This window comes from Bacillus sp. BF2-3 (genome assembly GCF_008368795.1).
Taxonomy (GTDB): Bacteria; Bacillota; Bacilli; order Bacillales; family Bacillaceae_G; genus Bacillus_A; species Bacillus_A cereus.
The window spans coordinates 42,376-53,912 of record NZ_QOSA01000020.1 but is presented as its reverse complement, the minus strand read 5'-3'; the positions used below and the strand labels follow the sequence as shown (position 1 = coordinate 53,912).

The following is an 11,537-nucleotide window of genomic DNA, read 5'->3' as shown; positions in this document are numbered from 1 at the left end:
TTTCATATATACCTTTTATTACTAAGCAAGAGGAGGAATTAGTATGGCTCAAGCAAAATCTAATCGAGTCGCCGGCAATATTTTCAAAGGTTCTGTCGGCAATTTAATTGAATGGTACGACTGGTACGTTTACTCTGCTTTCGCTGTTTATTTTTCAGCAGAGTTCTTTCCTAAAGGAGATCCAACGAGTCAATTACTGAACACAGCAGCTATTTTCGCAGTTGGGTTTTTAATGCGCCCTATTGGGAGTTTATTAATGGGACGTTATGCGGATCGGCATGGACGCCGGGCGGCATTAACGCTTTCCATTACGGTTATGGCCGGTGGTTCTTTAATTATTGCCTGTACACCTAGTTACGAAAGCATCGGTATTATGGCACCAATTATTTTAGTTCTTGCTCGTTTACTTCAAGGATTATCACTTGGCGGAGAGTACGGAACTTCCGCAACGTATTTATCTGAAATGGCTAGTAGTGGACGCCGCGGTTTTTATTCAAGCTTCCAATATGTAACGCTCGTTGCTGGACAGATGGTTGCGTTAGGCGTTCAAATTGTTCTTCAGCAATTACTAAGCGAACCAGATATGAAAGCTTGGGGATGGCGTATTCCATTCATTATTGGAGCGATGGGTGCAGTAGCTGTATTATGGCTTCGCCGCACGATGGATGAATCGGAGCAATTCGCAAACATAAAATCACAAAAACGTGAAAGCGCAGGAACCATTCGCGCTCTTATGAAACATCCGAAAGCAGTATTAACAGTAGTCGGCCTAACATTAGGAGGCACTGTTGCATTTTATACGTACACAACATATTTACAAAAGTTCATGGTAAACACAGTCGGCCTTCCGAAAGAAGTTGTAAGCTGGATTAACTTTGTCGCACTACTTATATTCGTCGTACTTCAGCCAATTGCAGGGCTATTATCCGATAAAATTGGACGCCGCCCACTATTAATGGCATTCGGTATTCTCGGAACATTACTAACAGCACCGATCTTCTTCTTCATGGAAAAAACGACAGAACCAATCGTAGCATTTTTACTCATGATGGTCGGTCTCATTATCGTTACTGGTTACACTTCCATTAATGCAATTGTAAAAGCAGAACTCTTCCCAACTGAAATCCGCGCACTAGGCGTAGGTTTACCATATGCACTAACCGTTGCGATATTCGGTGGAACAGCTGAGTTCATCGCATTATGGCTAAAGAGTATCGGAATGGAGTCACTATTCTACTTCTACGTAGCTGGATGTATCGCGATCAGCTTTATTACGTATTGGCGTATGGATGAGTCATCGAAGACTTCGCAGATTGAGGCGGAGCTTGGTGGTGGGGATAAATTAGTTAATAATAAGTCTAGTTAAAATTATGTATTCTATAATCTTCGTTTATCTGAACTCGATTTGCTTTATCTAAAAAAGCATAATTCATTCATATATAATTTAAAAACCTCTACTTATATGTAGAGGTTTTTGTATGACGAAAAAACACGTATTATCGACAATTGCAAAAAGCCAGAGATTTTGCCGATGTAGAATTCATTGGTACTCACACCATGCGAAAAACCTTCGGCTATTGGTTCTATAAACAAAAGATGTTGCTATGTTACAAGAAATTCTTAACCATAGCACACCACACATCCCCCTGAAATATATTGGAATTAATAAAGAAGAAAAAGATAATATTCTTGATACATTTCAAATTTAATTTACTTAAAATTACTATTTCAATCATCATAAAAAAGACCTTTTATTTTAAAATAAAAGGTCTTTTTTATAAACATATATGTATTAAGATTTATATTTTTTTACTGTACAAGGAATAGTTACAATGTACAAATCTATAGCATAGATTGTAACCCAGATACCTTTACCTTCAGCTTCTAACTTTTTATCTAGTTGAGACAAATGCTCTGAAACTTTTCTTTTTCCCCATCTTCTAGGAAACCATTGAAAAACCTTAGGAACATTATATTTTTTATTATACCAAGTATTCAATCTCCAAAAAATGAAAAAAAACAAAACAATAATTATGATATGAAAAATATCAGAATATGAAATTCCTAAAACCATATTATATTTTCTCCATTTTCACTAAAACTCAGATAATTTACTTCTTAATTCTAATTCATCCTCTGTTTCGAAACCCTTAAATAATAAATGAATTATTTGATTATGATTAAAAAACACATTATATTCTTTTAATAAATTACCATGAGGATATGGACAAGAAACATAATCGCATAATTTATTATCAGCTTGTTGTTGCTTTCTTCCATAAATCATAAGAGGTTGATTAATTTCTTCTATAAGAGCTACAGAACCAATTGGTAATAATTAGCCTCCAATTGGAAAATAAGGGACAAACAAAGACAATCTACTCAGCTCCCCTAAGGTTTTAATGGTTTAATATTTTGATTTTCAAGTTTGCCTTCACAAATTCCTGTTAACACTGATAATAAAAAAACATGCCGTAAAACGGGCGATCAATTTGATCATAAAGGTCATACGCTTCGCCGAGTAGAAAACGTTTGGATAAATACGAAGCAAATAAATTATTAAAAGATTGTAACCCCTACTATAAGAAATACTATTATTACCAAAGGAAGAATGATAATCATAAAGGATATTATTATTGTTAATAATGCTTTCCATGCTGAAAATTGGTGTGCTTCTCCTAAACATTTTAAGGAAATAATGATTGTCCAAATTGCAATAACTATATCAATTATGGCAAAAATAATAAACAAAATCGTTAAAGTTATGCTACTATCCATTTTCGGTGTCTCACTCGTAAAGTTTTCTATCCCAAACAAGAAAAATGAAGGCAACCAAACTAATATAAGAGAATAAACGTAAGGTATATAAGAATAGGCAACTGAGTAACGTGTTTTTTCAAAGGTACCTTGTCCACCAAGTTTTTTTGCTACCCAATTAAATAACGCTGGTAGCAAAAAATAATAAATTAAGAAAGCAACGAAGGTACCGAATATAACTATTGAAATTATTGAAAATGGACTACTTATTGAATCCGCCACATTTTTAGAAGATGCTCGATCTAAAGTCTGTACGAATGAGCCTAATAAAATGAGTAAAAACACATTCTTAGGTTTGGATATAAAAATTTCTTTCATTGTATCACGTGGTTTTGTCCAAATGGAGAACCAAGGATTGAGTGCACGTTTAAATTGATTTTCTGAAGTTTCCATAAAAAACATTCCCCTTTCTTAAAACATATTAAATATAAATCCCTAATTATCCCAGTTATCTATATAGAAATATTAAAGCATAAATAGTCGATTATTTAAATATAAATATTCAATTATTTAATTTCATCTGAAACTCAGGCGGAGTGCTTCTTAGCAATTACCTCTATATTTTCTTGTATTTTTAACTATAGGCTGAGTAGTTACTTTCATTTTGAGTACCTCATATTCTTTAATACATTGGATAAACAGTTATAATCTTATCATTAATAAGAACAAACCTAATTTCCATTCCTTCAGATGTTTTACTAGAATATAATCTTCCTCTTATACATCTTTTATTGCTATAAGTCTCGTAAATGGCTTCCATAAGAAGAATGCAATTATATACTTGAAATGCAACAAATCCTCTTTAAAAGCCTATACGTATTTTCCCTCCATCTTCTATATGCTTCCGTAAATAATAGTACTTATGGAGTTCTATAATCATATAAAACAAAACAAACGAAATCACTGTGCATGCAGACATAAATACAATTGCCCCCATCTGTTGTGTTGCAATGCTAAGAATTATATTAGCAATTAACTGCCCCGATCCCGCTGCAATAGCTGCTACTTTTACACCACCAGTTCCTTTCGATGATTTTGATTTTTTTCTTGGTTCCTGAAGTTTTTCAATATGATTTTTATAAAAATAATACAAAGCAAAACCATACAAACCAAATGAAAGAATAAAATAGATGGGATTTTGTAATTGTAACACTTCATAAGCATATTTTTGAGTTATAACCAATAATCCGACTGAACATATGCCGCCATATACTCCTCGAAATAGAGTGTATTGTAACTGTCGTTTCCGAGGATTGATAGCAATCCATATCGCCCACAAATTTAAAAAAACAACTGGAGGAGTTACTATATATACATAGAGTAATCGAAAAGGATTCGCAAACGCAGGCAAAAGAACAAACACGTCTGCCCCCAAAAGGACAAGAACAATTACGTGGACTCTTATTTCATTTACAGGATAAAGAGCCATATAATGTGCAAAAGCTTTCTTATTAAAATCTAGACTTTTTTTCATATTAATTAAACCACCCTGCTATTGTTGACCAAGCTTTTTTCGAACCTGTTTTCACCATATCCTTAATACTTTCATCTTCACCATCATCATCTAAATCAACATCCCATTTTACACCTTTTGTGAAATATTATTCTCTTCTCGAAAAGAAGATCAACCCATTAATAAGATCTAGACTTATCAAAAATCTCAAAACCCTGGAGACTTTGCCGGTATCGAATCTATTAGGACCCACACCATGCGTAAAACCTTTGGCTATTGGTTCTATGAACAAAAGACATTGCAATGTTGCAAGAAATCTTGAATCATAGCACACCACAGATTTTCACTTAAATATATTGGTATCACTAAATAAGAAAAAAGTAATACCTTAGTTACATTTCAAATTTTCAAAATAAAAAGGGCATATCCCTTTCGGAATTGCCCTTTACCTTAAGAGTATATGTCAGCTTATTATTTATTTCTTTTCACAAAATGATGAATCCCTTCAAAGATTACTTCTTTTAGAGCTTCTGCATAATCCGAATAACCTTGTTTCCCTGCAATTATTTCCAATAATCCCCTTACATTCCCATCAAGTATTATAGTAACTCCTGGCGTCAGTTCACCAGTTCCTTCATTCTTAAATGTTTCTTTTATCATAATTAATTTATTTTCTTCAATGACCTAATCCTCTCTAACTAAATAGCTTTTATTCTTATCTTCCCAGTATCTATATTCATAGGGTACTTGTTCATCAAATCGCTGTAAATAACCTCTCCAGTTATTCGGAATATATTCTTCAAAAGATATTGATTCCGGATAATTAGAATAAAAAATTAAACGCTCAAAATCTATTAGGAAACATGGATTATAATCATAATAGGCTTCTTCTCTATTAGTTCTTAGTTCTCTTAAAAATTCTAACCTAATATCTTCTGTAAATCTTTTATATTTTTCTATTCTTTCTAAAAAGTTAGCTATTGTAGTCTCATTTAAAATACTAATGCCTTTTCTTTCCTCTGGATATTCACTAGGAGAATATCCAGCTTGATTATAATCTAAATACCATAAATCCGATTCAGTTATATACCAATTGAGCTTATTTTTATATTTTACACCTACTATAATATTTTCGGCGTATAAAGGCTTAATCATTTAACACGCTCTCCTCTCTTACTTAATAAGTTTAGCATTCCGTCCGTATTCTACCAACCACCGACTAATGGGGTCAGGTAATTCGTATGCAACACCTTCAAATCCATATTTATCAAAAATACCCTTGTCAACAATCTTAGGAGCTGTTCTACCTTCGTTAAGTGGATTAGTTTTATAATCCTTCTGAATAAAAACAGCCTATGTAGTTATACAGGTTCTTCAACCATAAGTAGTTGTTTTCTTCCGTAAATTACAACCTTTTTTGTCCCTCCTTTTAAGAGAACAATAGAACTATTTGGTAAAAACTTTTCTTTAGAAAATTGCATAATTCCCCATCCTTGCTTTATCTAAATGTAATTCTATATTCATGATGTTGCTTCTCCCTTTTCTTTTCCGCATTCTTTACTGACTATAGGAGAACCACGATTATATACTTAAAATTCAATACAGACTCTTTAAATGGTTTCATGTGTTCTACCCCCATCTTCTATATGCTTCCTTAAATAATAGTACCTATGGAGTTCCATAATGAAATGAAACAAAATAAACGAAAGCATGGAGTATACACACATTAATACAATTGCTACCATCTTTTGTGTTGCAAAACCAAGACTGATATTAGCAATGAGTTGACCCAATCCTACAAAAGCCACTACTCCAAAACCAGAGTTTTTTTTCGATGATTTTGATTTTTTGATTGGTTCCTGAAGTTTTTTAATATGATTTTTATAATAATAATTCAAAGCAAAAATATACAAACCAACCGAAAAAATAAAATAGATAGGAGTTTGTAATCCTACCATTCCATATGCAAACTTTTGGGTTATAACTAACAATCCTGCTGAACATACGATGCCAAATACCCCACGAAATAGAGTGTATTGTAATTGTCGCTTCCTAGGATTTATAACAATCCATATTGCCCATACATTTAAAAAAGCAACTGGTGGAACTATTATGTACATATATATCGGTTGAACAGGATTCGCAAAAGCAGGTAAAAGCACAAATATATCTGCTATCCCAATCACAAGAGTAATTATAGTCGATCTTATATCATTTACAGCATAAAGAGCCATATAATATTCAAAAGCTTTCTTATTAAAATCTATACTTTTTTTCATGTTAATTAAACCACCCTGCTACTGTTGACCAAGTTTTTTTCGCACCCGTTTTCACCATCACCATCTAAATTACCCCCCATTTTACACCTTCTGTGGAATATTATTCCCTTCTTGAAAAGAAGATCAACCCATTAATAAGATCTAGACTTATCAAAAATTTCAAAAAGCCGGAGATTTTGCTGGTATCGAATCTATTGGGACTCGCACCATGCGCAAAAGCTTCGGCTATTGGTTCTATAAACAAAAGACGTCGCTATGTTACAAGAAATACTCAATTATAGCACTCTATAAATTACACTGAAATATATTGGTATCAATAAGGAAGAAAAAGATGATATACTAGATAATTTCTATATCTAATCATATATGATCAACATAAAGAAAAATTTGATATACAATCAGATTTAAAAACATTACTTAATAATTCTTTGAATTAAATTGGAGCTGATTCTCTACTTAAAAAACATGATTACTATATATTTCACCAGAATACAGATTCAAAACTATTTAATTAAAGACTAAAAAAAGCATCTATCTTTAGATGCTTTTTTCAATCCAAAAACTATTTTTCTTTTTTCCATGATATTCGAAATTCCCCACCATGTTCTTCCGTTTTAATTTTAACCTTATATGTATCATCCTTAGGCACTTTAATATTTTTTTCGCCTTCGCCACTATTAAACTCTAGTATTGTATTATCATTTGAATCCACAACATAAGCAATTATAGTTCCTTGTTTAGTTTTATCATCAAAAGAAAAAATCCAATTCTCACCTTTTTTAACTATCCTATCTTGAGTTGCAGATCCAGTAAATTTTCTATAATCTCCAGAGATACTACCTGATACACTATCTGAAGAACCATGAACTTTACCACCAACAATAGTTCCCTCTCTTGTAAAACAACCACTAAGAATTACTAAACACAAAACAAATAAAATTGTATTTTTAAAAATTCCCACTATCATTACCCTTCTATTCCCAATAAAATTTTCACCATTAAACTTATAAAAATAACTATAATAAAAAATTATATCCATTAAGATATATATGTTTTATTATAGTTATAAATTTCAAATTATTATTTCAAATCTTCACGCAACTTAATTTCATCCTCATTTATGTAACCAGTAAAAATAACTTCTGATATATATTCATGGTTAAAAAACATATTATATTCAGTTGAAACATTTCCAATAGGATAATAACAAGCCACATAATCCCAAGTTTCCTTAGTTTTTGAATCTTCCTGTTTTCTACCATATATCATCAAAGGTTGCTCCCATGTTTTAAATTTCACAACCGAACCTATTGGAAGTAGTTCTAACTCTAAATTTTGTACCATCTTAGTTTCCCCTTCTTAAAATAGCCTTTTTTATAAGGAAATAAGTGATAGAAAACAACAAACAAGTACCAATTGTACCAAAAACTGCAACCGAAATGTTACCTGCTAATGTTTCATTTGGATCCAATGCATTAGGTAAAATTGTACCAAAAATTGCAATACAAGCTAATATAATCATAAAATATTTAAATTGTTTCACTTTTTTATTCATGCTACTTATCTCCTTTATTCCTTAACATTAACTTCTAAACCAAATCCCCATAAACCTACATCAGGACCAAATGGTGCATGGAATTTGAATCCACTTTTTCCAGCTTCAAAAGATCCCCCGAGTGTTCCAAGCGATGCTGATCCCCCAGTGTGTAACTTTTTATCCATAAATGGAATAGGAATTTTTATAGCACTCTCATATTTTACTAGAGTAGCTTCAGCTCCTATATGTAAATTTCCATTTTCCACATGAGCACCTAAATCTACAGTAGCAAGAGCTACTTTAGCCTCAGCTCCTATTCCAAATCCTTTAATATTCTCTAGTTCTATTCCGGCTTGAGCTACTGTAAAACCAACCATTTGGTAATAGTTTCATTGATACTTTTGCCTTCTAAATATTAAATGAATTTTGCGAATTATAAATCCAATTCTTTTTCTTATTGTCTATACGTTTATAGATATACTCTACTGTAAAGTATGCAATAACATTGCAAATTAGTGACAGACCTATAAGTAAAAGTTTATCTTCTAACCGTATAGTAGAAGAAACCCCAATTAACAATATAAACATAATACATACAGTAAAAGTCAGAATTCTATTTATTGTACGCATATCTTAATTACTCCAGTCTTATATTAATCCCGTTTTTTTGTAAATTTATCATAAAATTTCTCTTGCGCCCACCTTCCGAATTTTAAAAAACATATTAAACCTGCTCCCAAAAGAATGAGAACGATAGTTCCTAACAATTTTTCCCACCAATTGTTGGATGGAGTAATCATTAATCCTATAATAGATACAGATATTACGACATAAACTAAAATATATAATGGTTTATACGATGGAGTTTTCATATCATTTTTTCTCCTCAGGTTTTTCAAATTTAAAACTACTTCCCATAGTAAACCCCTCTAAAACAGGAACTGTTATACCAGTTTCTTTTCCAACACTACCTTTCAAACCTATTGCACCCAATCACAAGAGTAATTATAGTCGATCTTATATCATTTACAGCATAAAGAGTCATATAGTATTCAAAAACTTTTTTATTAAAATTTATACTTTTTTTCATGTTAATTAAACCACCCCGCTACTGTTCCAATCAGTAAAAGTTTCATAACTATTCATTCTCTCCCCCTAAATTTATCCATAATATTATGAGCAACTATATTCCATAGTAAAGAAAGTACGGTAACAAAAAGTACAGCTAAAGAAAAATAAATCCTATCCTTCCATGTATCATGTACAATCATGCCCAGTATAATCATTATTAACGCACCAACACATATAACTATTTTTGAAAATTTTTGCATTCTATTATCTCGCTTCCTTCTCAAACTTAAATGAAACTCCTGCGGAATCTATAACCATACCTACCTATTATAATCTCACCTTTGACACTTCTATCATAATCATCTAATACAGGTATATAATCAGGTATCTTAATTTTAGTAATTTCCGCTCCATATGTTTGCAATACTATCAACGTTTCAAATGTCCTTTATACATTCCTTATTTAACCCCAAAATATTTAAATATGAATATTATAAAAATTAACTATCTACTTCCCATCAAAATTATGGTAATCCTATTAAACCTGGGGTTACCCCTTCTACCTTTGCCCATTCAAACGAGCACTCAACTAACATTTGATTCTTACACTTAATTTTTAATAAACCCTCTTCTTCTATCGTATTTATTTCAAAATAATCAATTATATTTTCTGTCCCTAAACCTTTTATTGTTAAATTATGAATAGTAAAGAAAGATATCTCTACATAAATTACATCCCAATTATTCCATCGTTTTGGCTTGTTTTCAACATTTTCCTTTGTCATCAATTGAATAACTAAAGTAGGACCATCTCTTTTAAGACGTACATCTAATAACTCTGATTCTTCAAACTTTGGTATTTCCCCAAAAATACTAATTAACGCTTGTGGATTTAAAAATTTAAATTGATCAATCATTTTTATACTCCCTATTTATTATTTCTCTTCTCAAAATAATAATGATTCTCCATACCCTCTACCTGTCCTGTTCGTGTATTGTATTCAGGTCTTACATTATGATGCGGTGGCTGATCTCCAATTCCACCTTCTCCAAACTTATGACTCTCTGAATGATCTTGAATTATAATTTTTTGACCTTTTACTTCATATGTTAATTCTCGAATCATAATAGGCTGTTTATTATCATTTAATATCCTTTTACCATTACTATCTGTTAATGGTACCATTTTTTTACTAATCGGATGTTGAAATCTAGGTATATTTAATTTCTTTTAAACTAGCTCCCCTAGATTCATGAGAAATTCCCCCTCAATTTTCTTAACTTTGAGATAATATTAAAAAGACTTATGCGTAATTCACATAAGTCTTACTTTTGTTACTCATAATTAATTATTCGTCCTCGTCTTCAAACTCATATAAGCTATCAAGTAATTCTGCAAAAGATGAACAAACAGGATAGATTGATTCTTCCATTTCTTCTTCCTCATGGTCCCAAAATACGACTGTTGGTGACTGAGGATTATTTCGGTAATCAAAGCATAGAAGGTTACCAAACGGGTCTCTAGCAAAAGGATATACTTTATCTACCAATCTATCTTTTATACTATTATATGTTTGCAGCATAGAAATTTTTCTCTCAGAGTCTAAGGTTAAAAGATTATTAAGTGAATCTTCATCCTGATTAGGAATATTGAATGTATCTGGAGTAGGATAGCCACCATCATATTTCTTTACACACTCAATAAAATCATTAGGAAATTTAATACCAAAGTACTCTTCTAATTGTTCAATTTGTTCATCTGTAACTTTTTTCTCACTTACATTAATCCATGTAATGTTGTTCATAATTATAAAACTCCCTATTTATCACTATCTTTTTCCCCATCTTCTATATGCTTCCTTAAATAATAGTACCTATGGAGTTCCATAATGAAACAAAATAAACGAAAGCATGGAGTATACACACATTAATACAATTGCTACCATCTTTTGTGTTGCAAAACCAAGACTGATATTAGCAATGAGTTGACCCAATCCTACAAAAGCCACTGCTCCAAAACCAGAGTTTTTTTTCGATGATTTTATTTTTTGATTGATTCCTGAAGTTTTTTAATATGATTTTTATAATAATAATTCAAAGCAAAAATATACAAACCAACCGAAAAAATAAAATAGATAGGAGTTTGTAATCCTAACATTCCATATGCAAACTTTTGGGTTATAACTAATAATCCTACTGAACATACCATGCCAAATACCCCACGAAATAGAGTGTATTGTAATTGCTGTTTCCTAGGATTTATAACAATCTATATCGCCCACAATTTACACTTAAATACATTGGTATCAATAAAGAAGAAAAGGATAATATCCTTGATACATTTCTCCTTTAATTTCTTTAAAATATATATCAACCTATT

16 protein-coding genes and 6 pseudogenes are annotated in these 11,537 nt (G+C 31.5%); 5 read left to right on the top strand and 17 right to left on the bottom strand.

The features are described from left to right. The first annotated feature begins 43 nt into the window (after window positions 1-43). Together DN401_RS15825 and DN401_RS15820 are read left to right on the top strand one after the other, a co-directional pair. On the top strand, window positions 44-1,366 hold the full coding sequence (locus DN401_RS15825; RefSeq protein WP_076876258.1) for an MFS transporter: 1,323 nt from the start codon (window positions 44-46) through the stop codon (window positions 1,364-1,366). A 131-nt stretch (window positions 1,367-1,497) separates the two neighbouring features. After that, window positions 1,498-1,709 (top strand): annotated as a pseudogene (locus DN401_RS15820) (site-specific integrase); the annotation flags it as partial. Between the two features lie 83 nt (window positions 1,710-1,792). On the opposite strand, the gene DN401_RS15815 reads toward DN401_RS15820, so the two are convergent. From DN401_RS15815 to DN401_RS15795, 4 genes are all read right to left on the bottom strand, one after another. After that, window positions 1,793-2,074 carry a hypothetical protein gene (locus DN401_RS15815; RefSeq protein WP_016121995.1) on the bottom strand — a complete coding sequence of 94 codons (282 nt, stop codon included), beginning with the start codon at window positions 2,072-2,074 and terminating at the stop codon, window positions 1,793-1,795. Window positions 2,075-2,095: 21 nt separating this feature from the next. Further along, window positions 2,096-2,287, bottom strand: a complete 192-nt coding sequence (locus DN401_RS15810) for a DUF4176 domain-containing protein (RefSeq protein ID WP_042866487.1) — start codon at window positions 2,285-2,287, stop codon at window positions 2,096-2,098. 272 nt (window positions 2,288-2,559) lie between these two features. Beyond that, window positions 2,560-3,210, bottom strand: a complete 651-nt coding sequence (locus DN401_RS15805) for a Yip1 family protein (protein ID WP_000450156.1) — start codon at window positions 3,208-3,210, stop codon at window positions 2,560-2,562. Between the two features lie 409 nt (window positions 3,211-3,619). Next, window positions 3,620-4,291 (bottom strand): hypothetical protein, encoded by a 672-nt coding sequence (locus tag DN401_RS15795; RefSeq protein WP_049108275.1) that lies wholly within the window; start codon window positions 4,289-4,291, stop codon window positions 3,620-3,622. A 127-nt stretch (window positions 4,292-4,418) separates the two neighbouring features. Between DN401_RS15795 and DN401_RS30205 the strand changes: the two are divergent. Continuing rightward, window positions 4,419-4,643: pseudogene (locus DN401_RS30205) on the top strand (tyrosine-type recombinase/integrase); the annotation flags it as partial. Between the two features lie 98 nt (window positions 4,644-4,741). Here the strand turns inward: DN401_RS30205 and DN401_RS15790 are convergent. From DN401_RS15790 to DN401_RS15775, 4 genes and pseudogenes are all read right to left on the bottom strand, one after another. Beyond that, window positions 4,742-4,951, bottom strand: a complete 210-nt coding sequence (locus tag DN401_RS15790; protein WP_033684284.1) for a hypothetical protein — start codon at window positions 4,949-4,951, stop codon at window positions 4,742-4,744. Between the two features lie 3 nt (window positions 4,952-4,954). Continuing rightward, entirely contained in the window at window positions 4,955-5,425 is a 471-nt protein-coding gene (locus DN401_RS15785) for a hypothetical protein (RefSeq protein ID WP_000595047.1), read from the bottom strand. A 178-nt stretch (window positions 5,426-5,603) separates the two neighbouring features. Further along, window positions 5,604-5,751 (bottom strand): annotated as a pseudogene (locus tag DN401_RS15780) (DUF4176 domain-containing protein); the annotation flags it as partial. A gap of 129 nt (window positions 5,752-5,880) precedes the next feature. Then, window positions 5,881-6,549 (bottom strand): hypothetical protein, encoded by a 669-nt coding sequence (locus DN401_RS15775; protein WP_149287842.1) that lies wholly within the window; start codon window positions 6,547-6,549, stop codon window positions 5,881-5,883. A 115-nt stretch (window positions 6,550-6,664) separates the two neighbouring features. On the opposite strand from DN401_RS15775, the pseudogene DN401_RS15770 reads away from it, so the two are divergent. Further along, window positions 6,665-6,909, top strand: a pseudogene (locus DN401_RS15770) (site-specific integrase); the annotation flags it as partial. A 202-nt stretch (window positions 6,910-7,111) separates the two neighbouring features. Here the strand turns inward: DN401_RS15770 and DN401_RS15765 are convergent. The 9 genes and pseudogenes from DN401_RS15765 to DN401_RS30035 all read right to left on the bottom strand — a co-directional run. Next, the gene (locus tag DN401_RS15765) at window positions 7,112-7,513 is read right to left on the bottom strand and encodes a hypothetical protein (protein WP_042866583.1); all 402 of its coding nucleotides are present in this window, start codon (window positions 7,511-7,513) and stop codon (window positions 7,112-7,114) included. A gap of 116 nt (window positions 7,514-7,629) precedes the next feature. Further along, window positions 7,630-7,893 (bottom strand): DUF4176 domain-containing protein, encoded by a 264-nt coding sequence (locus tag DN401_RS15760; RefSeq protein ID WP_000250495.1) that lies wholly within the window; start codon window positions 7,891-7,893, stop codon window positions 7,630-7,632. Between the two features lies 1 nt (window position 7,894). Further along, window positions 7,895-8,104 carry a hypothetical protein gene (locus tag DN401_RS15755; RefSeq protein ID WP_001036924.1) on the bottom strand — a complete coding sequence of 70 codons (210 nt, stop codon included), beginning with the start codon at window positions 8,102-8,104 and terminating at the stop codon, window positions 7,895-7,897. 14 nt (window positions 8,105-8,118) lie between these two features. Then, window positions 8,119-8,463: a hypothetical protein gene (locus tag DN401_RS15750; RefSeq protein ID WP_016121988.1), complete on the bottom strand. Its 345-nt coding sequence runs from the start codon at window positions 8,461-8,463 to the stop codon at window positions 8,119-8,121. Window positions 8,464-8,739: 276 nt separating this feature from the next. Next, a complete protein-coding gene (locus tag DN401_RS15740) occupies window positions 8,740-8,958 on the bottom strand; it encodes a hypothetical protein (protein WP_000856866.1) in 219 nt (72 codons plus the stop codon). A 723-nt stretch (window positions 8,959-9,681) separates the two neighbouring features. Then, window positions 9,682-10,074, bottom strand: a complete 393-nt coding sequence (locus DN401_RS15730) for an immunity 50 family protein (RefSeq protein WP_016121987.1) — start codon at window positions 10,072-10,074, stop codon at window positions 9,682-9,684. 11 nt (window positions 10,075-10,085) lie between these two features. Beyond that, entirely contained in the window at window positions 10,086-10,343 is a 258-nt protein-coding gene (locus tag DN401_RS15725) for an HNH/endonuclease VII fold putative polymorphic toxin (protein WP_016121986.1), read from the bottom strand. A 163-nt stretch (window positions 10,344-10,506) separates the two neighbouring features. Next, window positions 10,507-10,962, bottom strand: coding sequence for an SMI1/KNR4 family protein (locus DN401_RS15720; RefSeq protein ID WP_001060032.1), 456 nt, complete (start codon window positions 10,960-10,962; stop codon window positions 10,507-10,509). Between the two features lie 14 nt (window positions 10,963-10,976). Continuing rightward, a pseudogene (locus DN401_RS30035) lies at window positions 10,977-11,444 on the bottom strand (hypothetical protein); the annotation flags it as partial. On the opposite strand from DN401_RS30035, the pseudogene DN401_RS30200 reads away from it, so the two are divergent. Further along, window positions 11,436-11,510 (top strand): annotated as a pseudogene (locus tag DN401_RS30200) (integrase); the annotation flags it as partial. The pseudogenes DN401_RS30035 and DN401_RS30200 sit on opposite strands and share 9 nt — an antisense overlap. Window positions 11,511-11,537: the final 27 nt, after the last annotated feature.